This is a genomic window from Rhodoferax sp. (genome assembly GCF_030646845.1).
GTDB lineage: Bacteria > Pseudomonadota > Gammaproteobacteria > Burkholderiales > Burkholderiaceae_C > Rhodoferax.
This window is the reverse complement of sequence record NZ_JAUSLE010000003.1, coordinates 51,054-67,434: the sequence shown is the minus strand read 5'-3', so window position 1 is coordinate 67,434 and position 16,381 is coordinate 51,054. Positions and strand designations below refer to the sequence as shown.

Below are 16,381 nucleotides of genomic sequence, written 5' to 3'. Positions count from 1 at the left end.
CCCTGTATGGTCCGTTTCAGTTACGGTTTTTCAACCGAGGATGATGAATCTGCCGTGTCCTCGCCGGCGCTCGCCGGCGGTGGTGGAAGTTCACCATGTTTGCGCCCTGAAAACATGGTCCACCAGACAATCAGCAGCAATAGCACCATGGCCCCCAGTGCTTCAAGTAAGAGCAAACTCATGAACCGACTCCTGTGTACCGTATTGAACTGTCTGATTGTAGGGATGCTGGCAGCATGTGGCAGCGTCCCCATGCAGGGGCCGGCAAGCAGGCCACCCATCGGATCGACCGTGTCAAAGGGCGCCTGGGCGGATGACACTGCGGTCTTGCCGCTTCCCATTTTGCAGGCCAAGAGCCGCTGGACGGCGGTGCGTTGGGCCGAGTTGCCTGGCCTAGGAGAAGACCCGTTGCACGAGGCCTGGAATGCCTGGCTCAAGAGCTGTGAACGGCCGGGCCCGGTGTTTGCCCCGCTGTGCGGCGAGGTCCGGCGTTTGAGCATCGGTGGTCCGGATGAGCAGCGGGCGTGGCTCATGACGCGGCTGCAGCCTTACCGGGTGGAGGCTTTGGCGGGAGGCGCGGAAGGTTTACTCACCGCCTATTTCGAGCCGGTGATGGAAGCTTCGCGCGTGCCCAGCGCCGGCTTTTCAGTGCCGTTGTACCAGCTGCCGCCCGGCCTGGCGCAACGCAAGCCCTGGTTCACGCGCCAGGAAATTGACACCCTGGCGCAGGCGCAAGCGGCCCTCAAGGGTCGAGAAATCATGTTTCTGGCTGACCCCATTGACGCGTTGATGTTGCAGATTCAGGGTTCCGGGCGCATGCGGATCACGCAGCCTGACGGAACGCAGCGCCTGGTGCGGCTGGCTTACGCCGGCTCCAACGATCAGCCTTACAAAAGCGTTGGCCGCTGGCTGATCGATCAGGGTGCCCTGCGCGATGCGTCGTGGCCTTCCATCAAGGCCTGGGCGGCCCAGAATCCGGGCCGTGTCAATGAGATGCTGTGGAGCAATCCGCGCACCGTGTTCTTCCGGGAGGAGTCTTTGTCAGACCTGGATGCCGCATGGGGTCCCAAAGGCGCCCAGGGCGTTCCGCTGACGCCGGGCCGATCCATTGCGGTGGATCCCGGCAGTATTCCCTATGGCACGCCGGTGTGGCTGGACTCCAGTGGCCCCATGGTCAACCTGCAAAAACTCGTGCTGGCGCAGGACACGGGCAGTGCGATCGTCGGCGCCGTGCGGGCGGACTATTTTGCCGGATGGGGCGGGGCAGCCGGCGAACTGGCGGGCCGACTCAAGCAGCCATTGCGCCTTTGGGTTCTTTGGCCCAAATAGGCCGGGCGCGATAAGACCGACAATCGGGGCTCCGGAGCCTCCTGCCCCTTCCAACGAATGAATCCATGAACAAAGCAATGCGCGACATCGACGAACGAACCAACCTGGCTGGCAACAGCATGTTCGAGTTGCTGCTGTTTCGCTTGGGTCAGGCCCCCGGCACCGAGCGTCGGGAGTTGTTTGGCATCAACGTTTTCAAGGTGCGCGAGATTCTGGTGATGCCGGAGGTCACCGTCATGGTCAATGCGCCGCCGACGGTCATGGGCGTGGCCAACATCCGGGGAGAAATGATTCCAGTGATCAACCTGCCGGCGGTTGTGGGGTGCAATCCCACCAAGGGGTTGGGCATTCTGCTGGTCACCGAGTTTGCCCGTACCACCCAGGCGTTTGCGGTGGAAGAGGTCAACGAGATTGTGCGACTGGAATGGAAGCAGGTGCTCTCGGCCGAGGGCACGGGCGGTGGTCTGGTGACCAGTATTGCCCGGCTCGATGGCAATGCGGAGAACACCCGGCTGGCGCAGGTGCTGGACGTCGAGCAGATTCTGCGCGACGTCTTTCCGCGGGAGCATCAGGCCCTCCCCGATGGCAGCGTGCTGCCCCGGTTGCAGCTGCCACCCGGGACCGTCATCCTGGCGGCCGACGATTCGGCCACGGCCCGGCTGATGATTGAGCAGGGACTCCAGGCCATGGATGTGCCCTACATCATGACCAAGACCGGCAAGGAAGCCTGGGACCGTCTGGAGGCCCTGTCGGTCCAGGCAGTGGCTGAAGGCAAGACGATCAAGGACAAGGTGGCCCTGGTGTTGACCGATCTGGAAATGCCCGAGATGGATGGCTTTACGCTGACGCGCAACATCAAGCAGGATGGACGTTTTAACGCGATCCCGGTCGTCATTCATTCGTCTCTCACCGGGACAACCAACGAAGGCCATGTGAAAAGCGTGGGTGCCGACGCTTACATTGCCAAGTTTGTTGCAGAAGAGTTCGCGGCCACGATTGGCCGGGTGCTTGCGCGCTGACGCCTGTGCTCCCCGCTAGGGCACGCTGACCCGTACCTGCACTTCGGTGCCGGATTGCATGGTCCAGTCTGCGCTGCCATCTCGGCCCGAGCGGCTGCCTGTGGCTTCCTGGTCCGTCTGGGCCACCGTGATCCATTCGCCCAGCGGCACCATCACCAGCGTGGCCGCACTGGCGTTTTGTGTCTGATGCATCCCCTGGCCCTGGGTGGCTGTCAGTTCCAGTTCCACCTGGTTCTCGCCGTCCCAGCGTGGTGTCGCATCAAAACCGGTTCCTGTCTCGATCAGCACCGTGCCGGGCACCAGCACCATGACGCCGTTGCGTACATACGCCTGCATCAGGCGAAGCGGCAGGGTGTTGCGCAGTGCAATGGTGGCGCGCCGCCCGTTGAGCACCAGCACCTGCTGGTGCGCCATGGCGGCCTGCCCCCGGGTCTTGCCCTGGGCCGTGATGTCGATATTGGCCGTGGATTGCCCAGGGCTGATCCGCACGGTGCCGGTGGCCTCCACAGCGCTGCGTGTCGTGTCTTCGCGCTGGCGCTGCCGCACTTCAATCTGGATATTGCGCAGGGGCAGCACGGCGTCTGGTGAATTGGCATTTGCTCCTGAATTTATAGCGTACTGCGCATGAAGGACGGGGGCTAGAGCCAGAAAAGCCAAAAACAAAATACAGGGTCGGCGATTCATTTCGAAGCCTCCCGTGTCTGACGTGATGCCAAGCCTTGAGGCGGGCGGGTGGCGCCGGCGCCCAGATGGCCCAAGGGCAATGCGCTGCTGGCCTTGATTTCGCCCAGCGAAAAGCTGGTGTGCAGATCCTTCACGTTGGGCAGGTTGATCAGCACATCGCGCGCGAACTGGCTGAAGGAGTTGAGGTCGCAACTCACCACCTGCAACTCGAAGGTTCCAGTGCCGCTGATGTAGTGGCAGCTCACCACCTCCGGAATGGCGCGAATCGCATCTTCAAGGCCCCGCAGCACGTCACCGGCGTTGCGATCCGCGTCCAGCCGCACAAAGGCCAGCACCCCCAGGCCAATTTTTTGCCGATCAATTTCTGCCCGGTATCCCTTGATGAAGCCCGACTCCTCCAGCGCCCGCACCCGCCGCCAGCAGGGCGCCGCGCTCAGGCCCACGCGGGCACTGAGCTCGGCATTGCTGAGACGACCATCGATTTGCAGTTCATTCAGGATGGCGAGGTCGAACTTGTCGAGTGTTTCCATTGTGTTCCTTTCCAAGCAAGATTCTTTCGAATATTAGCGTAATCAAGGAAAGAAAGAGATCAGAAGGCCTGCATCGGCCCGATGTCACAAAACGATCACATTTTCTTCACGTCGGTGTCACGGTGCATCCCTATCGTGCGTGAGTCAGCCATTTGTTCACTCCGAAACCTCAAAGAAAACACCATGACAAACCGAATCGACTTCAACGACGAAAATTCCAACACCAGCGCCAATCCGAGCTTCGACTCGGTACTGCAGGCCCGCCTCAGTCGCCGTACCGTGCTGCGCGGCAGCGTTGGCACAATGGGCACGGTCGTATTTGGTGGCTTGGGTAGCTTGAGTGCCACGGCCTGCGGCGGCGGGGACGTCCTGCTGGGCTTTGACGCTGTGGCCAAGAGCCAGGCCGATGTCGTGTCCGTGCCTGCCGGTTACACCGCCAGCGTGTTGTATGCCCTGGGCGACCCGCTCACAGCCACCACCCCGGCCTACAAGAACGACGGCACCGACACCGACTTTGAAAACCGCGCGGGCGACCACCACGACGGTATGGAGTGGTTTGGCCTCGGCACCCACGGCAAACCGTCCGCCAACGCCACCGCACGTGGCCTGATCGCGATGAACCACGAGGCCACCACCGACGAAAAACTCAGCTCGTTCTTCCTGCACGCCAACGGCGGCACCTCGACGCTGCCGCGTCCGGCCGTCGAAGTGGACAAGGAAACGGCAATTCACGGCGTCTCGGTCGTCGAGGTGAAGGCTCGCCACGGTAAATGGTCCACCGTGCCGGATTCGGCGTTCAACTTCCGCCTCACCGCGCTTAGCGAGAACATCCTGATCAACGGCCCGGCGCGCGGCAACGCCCTGCTCAAGACCAAGTACTCACCCGACGGCACCAAGACCCGCGGCACGCTGAACAACTGCGGTACTGGCAAGACTCCTTGGGGCACCTTCCTGACCGGCGAGGAGAACTGGGCCGGGTACTTCACCCGCAGCGCAACCGATGACGCGGCCCGTGGTGACAAGAGCGTCGCGGCGCTCAGGCGCTATGGCCGTAACCAGGGCGCCGTCTCGCGCCACGGCTGGGAGTCGGGCGGCAGCGACGACAAGTACGCGCGCTGGAACAACAGCAAGCTCGGCACCTCGGTGGACGGCAGCGACGACTATCGCAACGAGATGAATAGCATGGGCTACATCGTCGAGCTGGACGCCTATGACAAGAACAAGGCAGCCCGCAAGCGCAGCGCGCTCGGCCGCTTCGCTCACGAGAGCGCAGCCTTCGGCACGCCGGTGGCTGGCCAGCCGCTGGCCGTCTACATGGGCGACGACTCGCGTGGCGAATACATCTACAAGTTCGTCTCTGCTGCCAACTGGGCAGTGGCGGACGCCAACCCCGCGGACCGCATTACCACGGGCGACAAATACCTGGACAACGGCAAACTGTACGTGGCGAAGTTCAACAGCGACGGCAAGGGTGCCTGGGTTGAGCTGTCCATCGGCAACAGCGCCATTGCGGGCTATGCCGGCTACACCTTTGCCGACCAGGCCGACGTGCTGGTAAATGCCCGCCTGGCCGCCGATGCCGTCGGCGCCACCAAGATGGACCGCCCGGAATGGTGCTCCACCAACATCGCCAACGGCGAGGTGTATTTCACGCTGACCAACAACAGCAACCGCCGCCTTGAGCCGAGCAGTTCGTCGCAGATGGCCCCCGACAGCGCCAACCCGCGCGTCTACACCGATCTGAAGGGCACGACCGAACAAAAGGGCAATCCGAACGGCCACATCCTGCGCCTCAAGGAAGACTCGGTCGGCAATGCGGCTTCTAGCTTCACCTGGGATGTGTACGTGTTCGGCGCCGAGTCCAGCGCGGCCCCCGGCACGGTGAACCTGTCCAGCCTGACGGACGAGCAGGACTTTTCCAGCCCGGACGGCCTGGTGTTCAGCCCCTCGACCGGCATCATGTGGATCCAGACCGATGACGGCGCCTATACCGACGTGACCAACTGCATGATGCTGGCGGCGCTGCCTGGCCAGGTCGGCGACGGCGCCAAGAAGACGTTGAACTACACCAAGGCTGACGGCAGCGCGCTGGGCGTGGACACTTTTGTGGGCAAGGCCCCGGGCGCCGACAAGCTCAAGCGCTTCCTGGTCGGTGCCAAGGATTGCGAAATCACCGGTCTGTGCGAAACGCCCGACGGCAAGGCGATGTTCATCAACATCCAGCATCCCGGTGAAGGCACCAAGATGGCCGACATCGCCGACCCGACGAAGTACACCAGCCAGTGGCCCAGCAACGCCGGCTACGGCGCTGGCAAGCGCCCGCGCTCGGCCACCATCGTCATCACCAAGGATGATGGCGGCCGAATCGGTACCTGATGCGTTGACACGTTTGATCACAACACGACGTTGAATCCGGCCATGCCGGTTGCCCGGCCCGCGCAAGGGGGCCGGGCTTTTTATTGGGCCGTTCATTTGACCCGCTTTGCTCAGGATCAAGCGATCAAGGTGAACGACGTTTCCTGTTTTCTCGACATCTGAGCAAGATTCTTTCCAGGACTCCCACAATCGGGGCAAAGATAGCAAAGACATATCCGCGCTCAAGACATACACTTTCCGCTTCAGTAGAGGCTGCTACCTATCGGTCGGCAGTTCTTGACACCCTCGCTCACAAGGCGATCCAATCCTGCAATCCGGAGACCTGTCCCATGAACGCCCCCCTGCCTGAACACATCCGCAAAGCGCTTGAAACCGTGACGCTGGATGACAAGTATTCGCTGAATTACGGTCGTGCTTTCATGAGTGGCGTTCAGGCGCTGGTGAAGCTGCCCATGCTGCAGCGCCTGCGCGATCAGCAGGCAGGCAAAAATACGGCGGGGTTCATCAGCGGTTACCGGGGCTCACCTCTCGGTGGTTATGACCAGGCGCTGGTCAAGGCCGAGAAATACCTCAAGGCGCAGAACATCATCTTTCAGCCCGGCGTCAACGAAGAGCTGGCCGCCACCGCCCTGTGGGGCACGCAGCAACTGGGCTTTGCGCCGCCCGGCTCTAACAAGTTTGATGGTGTCTTTGGCATCTGGTACGGCAAGGGCCCGGGCGTGGACCGCTGCAGCGATGTGTTCAAGCACGCCAACATGGCCGGCACCACCCCGTGGGGCGGCGTGATCGCGGTCGCCGGCGATGACCACATTTCCAAAAGCTCGACGGCCGCGCACCAGAGCGACCATATTTTCAAGGCCTGCGGCACACCCGTGTTCTTTCCCGCCACGGTGCAGGAGATCCTCGATCTGGGCATTCATGCCTTTGCCATGAGCCGCTTTTCGGGCGTGTGGGCGGGCATGAAGACGATTCAGGAAATCGTCGAATCCAGCGCCACGGCCATGATCGACCCCGACCGGGTGCAGATCAAAATCCCGACTGATTTCGAGATGCCGCCCGGTGGCCTGCATATTCGCTGGCCCGATCACGCCTTGGAGCAAGAGGCCCGCCTGTTCCACTACAAGTGGTACGCCGCGCTGGCTTACATACGTGCCAACCGCCTGAACTACAACGTCATTGAAGGCCAGAATGACCGCCTGGGGTTGATCGCCAGTGGCAAGGCCTATAGCGACACACGCCAGGCCCTGATTGATCTGGGCCTGGACGATGCGACCTGCCAGCAGGTGGGCATCCGCCTGCACAAAGTCGGTGTGGTGTGGCCGCTCGAAGCCCAGCTCACGCGGGAATTCGCCACCGGACTGCAGGAGATTCTGGTCATCGAAGAAAAACGCCAGGTCATCGAATACCAGCTCAAGGAGGAGCTTTACAACTGGCGCGCCGATGTGCGGCCCAATGTGCTGGGCAAGTTCAACGAGGTTGAAGGTGATTTCTCGGGCGGCGAATGGTCGATGGCCAACCCGACGGCCAACACGTTGTTGCGCGCCAACGCCGACCTGTCACCTGCCATCATTGCCCGCGCCATTGCGCAGCGCCTGAAAAAGCTGGGCGTGGACGCACACATTGCCGCCCGCATTGACGCCCAGCTGGCGATTCTCGAAGCCAAAGAGCGATCCATGCAGGTGGTTGAGGTCAAGGCCGACCGGCAACCCTGGTTCTGCTCCGGCTGCCCGCACAACACCTCGACCAAGGTGCCCGAAGGCTCGCGGGCCATGGCGGGCATCGGCTGCCACTTCATGACCATCTGGATGGACCGTGCCACCGTGGGCTTTACCCAGATGGGTGGCGAGGGCGTCCCCTGGGTGGGTCAGCAGCCCTTCAGCCACGACCAGCACATGTTTGCCAATCTGGGCGACGGCACCTACTTCCACAGCGGGCTGCTGGCCATTCGCCAGAGCATTGCGGCCGGGGTGAACATCACCTACAAAATCTTGTACAACGACGCGGTGGCCATGACCGGCGGCCAGCAGGTCGGCGAGCGGCCCGAAGGGCATTCGGTTGCGCAGATCGCCCAAAGCATGCGGGCGGAAGGCGCCATCAAAATAGTAGTGGTGACGGACGAACCCGACAAGTACGACGCTGTGAAGCTGGTGGAAGGCGTCGCGGTGCACCATCGCGACGAACTGGATCGCATTCAGCGCGAGTTCCGTGAGATCAAAGGCACCACCGTCATCATCTACGACCAGACCTGTGCCACCGAGAAACGCCGCCGCCGCAAGCGGGGCAGCCTGGTGGATCCCGCCAAGCGCGTGGTCATCAATGAGCTGGTATGCGAAGGCTGTGGTGACTGCGGCGTGCAGTCCAACTGCCTGAGCGTGGAGCCGGTCGAGACCGAGTTCGGGCGCAAGCGCCAGATCAACCAGAGCACCTGCAACAAGGATTACTCCTGCGTGAAAGGCTTTTGCCCCAGTTTTGTCACGGTGGAGGGCGGGCAACTCAAAAAGAAGGCCAAAGCCAAGGGACCGTCGCCGCTGGAGCTGGGCGTCTTGCCCGAGCCGGCGGTGCCAGAAGTTGACGGTTTGAATGGAAACGTCTGGGGTATCGTGGTCGCAGGTGTCGGTGGCACCGGCGTCATCACTATTGGCCAGCTGCTGGGCGTGGCGGCGCATCTGGAGGGGCGTGGCATCGTGACGCAGGATGCCGGCGGCCTGGCCCAAAAGGGCGGCGCCACCTGGAGTCACGTGCTGATTGGCGCAAGCCAGGGCGACATTCGCACCACCCGCGTGAGCATGGCGGCGGCCGACCTCATCATCGGTTGCGACCCCATCGTGGCGGCGGCCAAGGACACCGTGCTGCGCATGCGCGAAGGGCGCACCCACGTGGCGCTCAACTCACACGCCACGCCGACGGCGGCCTTTGTCACCAACGCCGACTGGGTGAACCCGTCAGACGCGTGCGTCAGTGAAGTGGTCAAGGCCGTGGGCCTGGCCTCCGTTGGGGCTTTCAATGCCGACGCAGCGGCCACCCAGCTGATGGGTGACAGCATTTATACCAACCCGATGATGCTGGGCTACGCCTGGCAAAAAGGCTGGATGCCACTGGAAAAAGCGTCACTGATGCGAGCCATCGAACTCAACGCCGTGGCTGTGGAACAAAACAAGACCGCGTTTGAATGGGGTCGTTGGGCGGCGCACGATCGGACCGCCGTTGAAAAGCTGGTCAACCCGGGGCAGGTGGTGGCGTTTGCCAAACGCAGCTCGCTGGACGACATGGTTGCCAAACGGGTTGAGTTCCTGACCGCCTACCAAAATGCCGCCTACGCCGCAAGCTACAAAACCTTCGTGCAGAAGGTGAAAGCGGTGGACGAGTCCGCTGGCGAGAAGAGTCTGGCGCTCACCGAAGCCGTTGCCAGATATCTTTTCAAGCTCATGGCGTACAAGGATGAGTACGAAGTGGCGCGTCTGCACACGGACGGCGCTTTTCATTCAAAAATCAACGCCATGTTCGAAGGCGACTTCAAGCTCAACTACCACCTGGCGCCGCCATTGCTGGCCAAGAAGAATGACAAAGGGGAGTTGCAGAAGCAACAGTTTGGCCCCGCCATGTTGACGGCATTCAAAGTGCTGGCCCGGCTCAAGGGTCTGCGGGGAACTCCCCTGGATGTCTTTGGCAGGACCGAAGAGCGCCAGCAGGAACGTGCGCTGATCAACGAGTACCGGGCCACTGTGGACGAGATCCTTGGGGTGCTGGGTGGCACCGGCCCAGCGGAGTGCAGCAGGGAGCAATACAAACTGGCCGTGGACATGGCCCGTATCCCCGAGCAAATCAGGGGGTTTGGGCATGTGAAGAAGCGTCACCTCGAGCTTGCACGCCAGAATTGGGCGAGGTTGCTGGCCCAGTTCCGTCAACCGCAGGCCATCCAGAAATCGGCTTGACGCTTTGGGCTGGTGCCCCGCGGCGCCCGCATACAATGAAGGGTTGCCTGTTTTTTGCACAGCGATGTGTGAATAGGGGTGGTGCGCCTTGTTTTCCTGATCAATCTTATTGTGGAGTTGCCCGTGTTTATTTCTTCTGCCTTTGCCCAAACCGCTCCTGCTGCTGCCGCTGGTGGCGATATGCAGTCTTCACTGATGAGCATGCTGCCCCTGGTGCTGATGTTTGTGGTGCTTTATTTCGTGATGATTCGCCCACAGATGAAAAAGACCAAAGAGCATCGCGCGATGATCGACGCGCTGGCCAAGGGTGACGAAGTGGTGACCGCTGGTGGCGTGCTGGGCAAAGTGGCCAAGCTGGGTGAAAGCTATGTAACGCTGGAAGTGGCAGCGGGCGTTGAGATCCAGATCCAGCGCAGCGCTGTGGTGCAGGTCTTGCCCAAAGGAAGCATCAAGTAGTCAGAGATCACAGACGAAATAAGCGCGATCATGAATCGTTACCCGATATGGAAGTACGCGATCATCGTGATCGCACTGGTGGTGGGGGTTTTGTACACCCTGCCCAATTTTTTTGGTGAAGCACCCGCTGTGCAGGTGTCGTCGGCCAAGGTGGCCGTCAAGGTGGATAGCAGCACGCAGGCGCGTGTTGAAGAGGCCCTGAAGGCGGCTGGCCTTGCTGCTGATCTGGTCACACTGGATGGCACCTCGGTCAAAGCGCGTTTTGACAATACGGAAACGCAACTCAAAGCCAAGGACGCGATTCAGAGGGTGCTGATTCCGGACCCGGACAACGCGGGCTATGTGGTGGCGCTGAATCTGTTGTCCCGCTCACCGGCCTGGCTGGCCTCCCTGCACGCGTTTCCCATGTATCTGGGGCTGGATTTGCGCGGCGGCGTGCACTTCATGTTGCAGGTCGACATGCAGGCGGCGCTGACCAAGAAGGCCGAATCACTGACCGGCGACATCCGTACCAGCCTGCGCGAGAAGAATGTGCGTCACAGCGGCATCAGCCGCAACGCCCAGACGATCGAAGTGCGCTTTCGCGATGCGCAGACGCTGGCAGCAGCCAAAGCTGTGATCCAGGATCAGTTTGCCGACCTGCAGACCGTCGATGCAGCGGACGGCGCCGAATTCAAGCTGACGGCATCCATCAAGCCCGAGGCGGCGCGCCTGGTGCAGGACCAGTCGCTCAAGCAGAACATCACGACCTTGCACAATCGAATCAATGAGCTCGGCGTGGCCGAGCCCGTCATTCAGCAGCAGGGACTGGATCGCATCGTGGTGCAACTGCCCGGCGTGCAGGACACTGCCAAGGCCAAAGACATTCTGGGCCGCACGGCCACTCTTGAAGTGCGCATGGTGGACGAAAGCAGCGAAGCCCGGGCGGCCGAGAGCGGCAGTGCCGCGGTGCCCTTTGGTTCCGAACGCTTTCTGGAGAGCAGCGGTCAACCCGTCATCGTGAAAAAGCAGGTCATCCTCACCGGCGAAAACCTGACGGATGCCCAGCCCGGTTTTGACAGCCAGACACAGGAAGCCGTGGTCAACCTGACTCTGGACGCCAAGGGTGCCCGGATTTTCAGGGATGTGACCCGCGAAAGCATTGGCAAGCGCATGGCCATTGTGCTGTTTGAAAAAGGCAAGGGTGAAGTGGTGACGGCGCCCGTGATTCGCTCCGAGATCGGCGGCGGACGGGTTCAGATTTCCGGCCGCATGACGACGATGGAAGCCAATGACACATCTTTGTTGTTGCGGGCCGGCTCACTGGCTGCACCCATGGAAATCATCGAAGAGCGGACCATTGGCCCGAGCCTGGGCGCCGAGAACATTGCCAAGGGGTTTAACAGCGTTACCTACGGTTTTCTTGCCGTGGCGGTGTTCATGTGCCTGTACTACATGCTGTTCGGTGTGTTCTCCAGCATCGCGCTGGCCGTCAATCTACTGCTACTTGTGGCGATTTTGTCCATGTTGCAGGCGACCCTGACGCTGCCCGGCATGGCCGCCATGGCGCTGGTGCTGGGCATGGCGATTGACGCCAATGTGCTGATCAACGAGCGGGTGCGTGAAGAGCTGCGCAATGGCGCGTCGCCGCAAGCGGCCATCCATGCCGGTTACGACCGGGCGTGGGCCACGATTCTGGACTCCAATGTCACCACCCTGATTGCGGGCCTGGCATTGTTGACGTTCGGTTCCGGGCCGGTGCGCGGTTTTGCCGTAGTGCACGTCCTTGGCATTCTGACCAGCATGTTTTCGGGTGTGTTCTTTTCGCGCGGACTCGTTAACTTGTGGTACGGTCGACAAAACAAGCTCAAAAGCGTGTCAATTGGTACGGTTTGGCGTCCTGAGTCCGGTACTCAGATCAAGCCAAACTAAGGGGAGGTAGTCATGGAATTTTTCAGAATAAAACGCGACATTCCGTTCATGCGGCATGCGCTCGTTCTCAATCTCGTGTCGCTGATCACTTTTGTAGCGGCCGTGTTTTTCCTGTTCACGCGCGGTTTGCATTTGTCGGTGGAGTTCACGGGCGGTACCTTGATGGAGGTTAGCTATTCGCAACCGGCTGATCTGAATTCAGTACGAGGCACGGTGGCGACGCTGGGTCTGACCGACGTGCAAGTGCAAAATTTTGGCACTGCCCGCGACGTGCTGATTCGCATGCCAGTGCAAAAAGGCGTGAGTTCTGCCCAGCAGAGTGACCGCGTGATGGCAGCGCTCAAGGCGGCAGATCCGACTGCCACCATGCGTCGCAGCGAGTTCGTGGGACCGCAGGTGGGCGACGAGCTGGCAACCGACGGCCTCAAGGCGCTGGCCTTCGTGATCGCCGGCATCATGATCTATCTGGCCATCCGGTTTGAATGGAAATTCGCCGTGGCGGCCATCATTGCCAATTTGCACGACGTCATCATCATTCTCGGGTTTTTTGCTTTCTTCCAGTGGGAGTTTTCCCTGCCGGTGCTGGCTGCCGTGCTGGCAGTACTGGGCTACTCGGTCAATGAGTCGGTCGTGATCTTTGACCGTATCCGTGAGAATTTCCGGCGCTATCGCAAGATGAACAGCCAGGAAATCATTGACAGTGCCATTACCTCGACCATTAGCCGCACCATCATCACGCATGGTTCGACCCAGCTCATGGTGCTGTCCATGCTGTTTTTCGGAGGTGCCACGCTGCACTACTTTGCACTGGCGCTTACCATTGGGATTCTGTTCGGCATCTATTCTTCCGTGTTTGTGGCCGCCGCCATTGCCATGTGGCTTGGCATTCAGCGCGAAGATTTGGTCAAGGGCGGTGCCAAGAAAGACGAAGACCCGAATGACCCCAATGCGGGTGCGACAGTCTGAGACGAATTTGAAATATGGCGACCCAACCCTCTTTTGCGCAACGAGTCCAGCTCGCCCAGGAGACGCGTAAGCGGTTTGTAGCGGATGCCTCGCGTGCCATGGTGGAGTTGGGTACGGCGGTGCAGGAGCGGCTGACGACCCTGATGAACGAGGCCGCGTCTTCACGCGAAATGCAGAGTCGGCGAGATGCGTGGACTTTCTATCAGCGGAATCGGGCGGCTTGGGTCGACGGTACCTTGAAAGACTGGCAGGCCGCGCTGAAGCCCGCTGTGACTGCTCCCAAGAACAGTCTGGAAGGCGGTCTTGAACTCGTCGGCACAGAGGTGGTTGAAAACAAGATATTGGCGTCGCGGCTGGTACTTGGCGTGATGGAAAAAGTCAGCGCCGAGTTGAATGATCTGCGGGTGCGCATTAAGTTTCTTGAGGGACTGGAAGACCTGGAGGGCCACGATATTCTTCGGCCTGAAGTGTCGGTTCTATCAATGATCGAGCAGTGGGCCAACGCTGGCATGCCCCGCGACTCCTGGCCATTGGTGAATGATGTCGCCCATAAGCTATTGACCGAGCGTTTCAAACAAGCCTACGCCAGCTGCAATGAGTTTTTGATCAAGCAGGGTGTGCTGCCGACCATCGAGTTGAAGGATCGCGTCAAGCGCGTACCGTCGGCCGCGCCACGTGCTCGCCCGCCGGCTGTGCCGCCGTCAGGACAGACGCCGGTCGAAAAACAGTCCGGCCGAGACTCCGGACCGGGTGGCTATTACGCTGATGCCGGGGATCAGGGGAGCTACCGCGGCAGCCAGGGTCCACAAGGGCGGACGAATCAAGGCGGACAAGGTGCCCAAGATCCCGTAGGTCAGGGCGGACAGCCCGGGTCCCGGTCGGAGGGGGCTTTCGGGGGACGCTTGGGCTGGGGCGGGAGCGAGGCAGGGCCAGTCGGCGCTTCGGGCGTGCCGTCTTCCAGGTCGGCAGGCGCCATGCCGAGCGGCTCTGGCGCTGCACCCATGCAGGGACAGCACGCGGCTGGGCGGCACAGCTCGGGCTACGGCAGTGCTTCGGACGAAACCCGACTGATGACTTCGACCACACCGCTTGCCCGGGTGCGCAGTCGGGCACAGGGGGTCTTGGGACAACTCAAGCGTCTGCTGATTGGTTCGGGCGGCACGGATTTTGAAGCAACGCACTATCAGCCTCCGTCGCCTGCCTTGGCGGCGGCCATGGCGGTGCAGTCGCGACCGGTCGGTGCGTATTCGGTCGGCGGCACTGTCATGGAAGATTACAGCCCGGCCGGTGTGGCGCGGGTGGCGGGTGAGTTGCGGCAACGAACCGCAGAACTCAAGGAGAAAGCAGAAACCAAGAGCGAAAAGGCCACGATTGAGATCGTTGCCCTGATGTTTCAGGCCATTTTGCAGGAGGATCGCATCCCGCCCGGCATTCGGGTCTGGTTTGCCCGCCTGCAGATGCCGGTGCTGCGCGTAGCGCTGGCCGAGCCGGATTTTTTCAGCACGCTGAATCACCCGGCGCGCCAGTTGATCGACCGCATGGGTTCCTGCGTGATGGGTTTTGATGCCAGCGGCATCAACGGCAGCGCGCTTGAAACAGAGATCAAGCGGGTGGTGCAGGTGATCGAGCAGTACCCGGAGACGGGCAAGCGGGTGTACCAACTGGTGTACGACGAGTTTCAGAAGTTTCTGGCACAGTTTTTGACCGGCAGAGGCTCGACACAAAAACTGGTCAGTGTGGCCCAGCAGGTGGAGGAAAAGGAAACGCTGACGATCCAGTACACGATCGAAATGCGCAACATGCTCAAGGATATTCCGGTGCGAGAGGAGGTTCGCGAGTTCCTCTTCAAGGTCTGGGCCGAAGTGCTGGCCGTGGCGGCTGTGCGTAAAGGCCCGCAGCATCCAGAGACTCTTGGGCTCAAAAAATCGGCAACGGATCTGGTCTGGGCCGCCAGCGCCAAGCCCAATCGCGCTGATCGGGCCCGCGTGATTCAGGATTTGCCGCAGCTCCTGCAGAGACTGCGGGCTGGCATGACCCTGCTCGGTGTGGCGCCGTCTGAGCAGGAGGCGCACATCAAGACTGTCAGCGACACTCTGGCGGATGCCTTTTTGTCCAAGACCCAGGCAATCCCGACCGAGCAGATCCAGGCGATGGCGGAACGCTTGGCGAACCTTGAAGACTTTGTCAACGATGACGGCATGGGGGATCTGCCGCTCGATGCCCAGAGTATTGAAATGATGTTGGGCATAGACGCCTCGACGATCGATGTCGTGGCCGATGGCGGCTCCAAGCCGACGGGTGCCATGCTGGCGTGGGCGCAGGAGTTGCAGCTGGGCTCATGGTTCACGCTGGACCACAACGGACGGGTGGTTCAGGTGCAATTCGTTTGGCGCAGTGATCGCAAACACCTGAATTTGTTTGCTTCGTCGGATGGGCACAGCTACCTGATTCAGGCCGGGCGCCTGGCGGCCTATCTGCAGGCCGGCCTGCTATTGGCGCAGGAGGAGGAAACGCTCACGGTGCGCGCCACGCGCGACGCACTCGTCAAGCTTGAGGCCAATCCGGAACGTCTGCTGGGTTGAACTGCCCAGCGTCAGTGCGCCAGCCGGCTGGAACTGTCGTCACACAATTCGTCAAGCACCAGTGCATCGGGTTCTTCACCCAGACTCCAGTAGACCATGAGCACGATGATCTTGAGATCATCCAGCGGTACCGGGTCTCCGGGAGCTGCCATCGCACGGTCGATCACGATTTCGCGCATGTGTGGCGGTAACACGCCTGCGGTTTCGAGAAAACTGACAAATCCCAGACACTCTGAACTCAGGTGGTTCTGCTCGGCAACCGAGTACACGCGCATGCTGTTGGACGATGGAGCCCACTGTTTGACGTCGGACAGCGGCAAAGAACTGATGCCTGCTGCATTGTCAGGCGTGGGCTGCTGCAGGCCCCGGGCCGCCAAGTTCAGGTCGTTCAGCCAAGCCAGCGCGTCCTGAATTTCGTCGGCATCAAAACCCACCGCGTTCAGCTTGCGTTCCAGATGAGCCAGTTCGGGGCAGGCATCGCCGCGCCAGTAATTTTCGTAAACGAAGACAAGCACTTCAAACATGGCTCCAATATAGCGCGAATGGCGACTCGCAAAACATGAAGTTGACCACCAAGTTGGACTTGGCAGTCAATT

At 61.0% G+C, this 16,381-nt stretch carries 12 protein-coding genes; 8 read left to right on the top strand and 4 right to left on the bottom strand.

Going from position 1 to position 16,381, the window contains the following annotated elements:
- Nucleotides 1-20: 20 nt before the first annotated feature.
- Complete coding sequence (locus Q7T10_RS00470; RefSeq protein ID WP_304744707.1) at nt 21-182, bottom strand: hypothetical protein; 162 nt, start codon at nt 180-182, stop codon at nt 21-23.
- Between Q7T10_RS00470 and Q7T10_RS00465 the strand changes: the two genes are divergently transcribed.
- A complete protein-coding gene (locus tag Q7T10_RS00465) occupies nt 115-1,329 on the top strand; it encodes a murein transglycosylase A (RefSeq protein WP_304744705.1) in 1,215 nt (404 codons plus the stop codon). The two genes, Q7T10_RS00470 and Q7T10_RS00465, sit on opposite strands and share 68 nt — an antisense overlap.
- Nucleotides 1,330-1,394: 65 nt before the next feature.
- The gene (locus Q7T10_RS00460) at nt 1,395-2,348 is read left to right on the top strand and encodes a chemotaxis protein (RefSeq protein ID WP_304744703.1); all 954 of its coding nucleotides are present in this window, start codon (nt 1,395-1,397) and stop codon (nt 2,346-2,348) included.
- Between the two features lie 15 nt (nt 2,349-2,363).
- Here Q7T10_RS00460 and Q7T10_RS00455 read toward each other — a convergent pair whose 3' ends face one another.
- Both Q7T10_RS00455 and Q7T10_RS00450 read right to left on the bottom strand, forming a co-directional pair.
- Nucleotides 2,364-3,032, bottom strand: coding sequence for a hypothetical protein (locus Q7T10_RS00455; RefSeq protein WP_304744701.1), 669 nt, complete (start codon nt 3,030-3,032; stop codon nt 2,364-2,366).
- Complete coding sequence (locus Q7T10_RS00450) at nt 3,029-3,562, bottom strand: Lrp/AsnC family transcriptional regulator (protein ID WP_304744699.1); 534 nt, start codon at nt 3,560-3,562, stop codon at nt 3,029-3,031. The genes Q7T10_RS00455 and Q7T10_RS00450 overlap by 4 nt, the downstream gene beginning before the upstream one ends.
- Nucleotides 3,563-3,745: 183 nt before the next feature.
- Between Q7T10_RS00450 and Q7T10_RS00445 the strand changes: the two genes are divergently transcribed.
- The 6 genes from Q7T10_RS00445 (at nt 3,746) to Q7T10_RS00420 (ending at nt 15,785) form a co-directional block, all read left to right on the top strand.
- Complete coding sequence (locus tag Q7T10_RS00445) at nt 3,746-5,938, top strand: PhoX family phosphatase (RefSeq protein WP_304744697.1); 2,193 nt, start codon at nt 3,746-3,748, stop codon at nt 5,936-5,938.
- Nucleotides 5,939-6,267: 329 nt separating this feature from the next.
- Nucleotides 6,268-9,870, top strand: coding sequence for an indolepyruvate ferredoxin oxidoreductase family protein (locus tag Q7T10_RS00440; protein WP_304744695.1), 3,603 nt, complete (start codon nt 6,268-6,270; stop codon nt 9,868-9,870).
- A gap of 123 nt (nt 9,871-9,993) precedes the next feature.
- Nucleotides 9,994-10,326, top strand: coding sequence for a preprotein translocase subunit YajC (yajC, locus tag Q7T10_RS00435; RefSeq protein WP_304744693.1), 333 nt, complete (start codon nt 9,994-9,996; stop codon nt 10,324-10,326).
- Nucleotides 10,327-10,356: 30 nt separating this feature from the next.
- The gene (gene secD / locus Q7T10_RS00430) at nt 10,357-12,237 is read left to right on the top strand and encodes a protein translocase subunit SecD (RefSeq protein ID WP_304744691.1); all 1,881 of its coding nucleotides are present in this window, start codon (nt 10,357-10,359) and stop codon (nt 12,235-12,237) included.
- Between the two features lie 12 nt (nt 12,238-12,249).
- Entirely contained in the window at nt 12,250-13,203 is a 954-nt protein-coding gene (gene secF, locus Q7T10_RS00425) for a protein translocase subunit SecF (protein WP_304744689.1), read from the top strand.
- A gap of 14 nt (nt 13,204-13,217) precedes the next feature.
- Nucleotides 13,218-15,785, top strand: a complete 2,568-nt coding sequence (locus tag Q7T10_RS00420) for a DUF1631 family protein (RefSeq protein ID WP_304744686.1) — start codon at nt 13,218-13,220, stop codon at nt 15,783-15,785.
- A gap of 11 nt (nt 15,786-15,796) precedes the next feature.
- Here Q7T10_RS00420 and Q7T10_RS00415 read toward each other — a convergent pair whose 3' ends face one another.
- Entirely contained in the window at nt 15,797-16,309 is a 513-nt protein-coding gene (locus Q7T10_RS00415; RefSeq protein ID WP_304744684.1) for a DUF494 domain-containing protein, read from the bottom strand.
- Between the last annotated feature and the right edge of the window lie 72 nt (nt 16,310-16,381).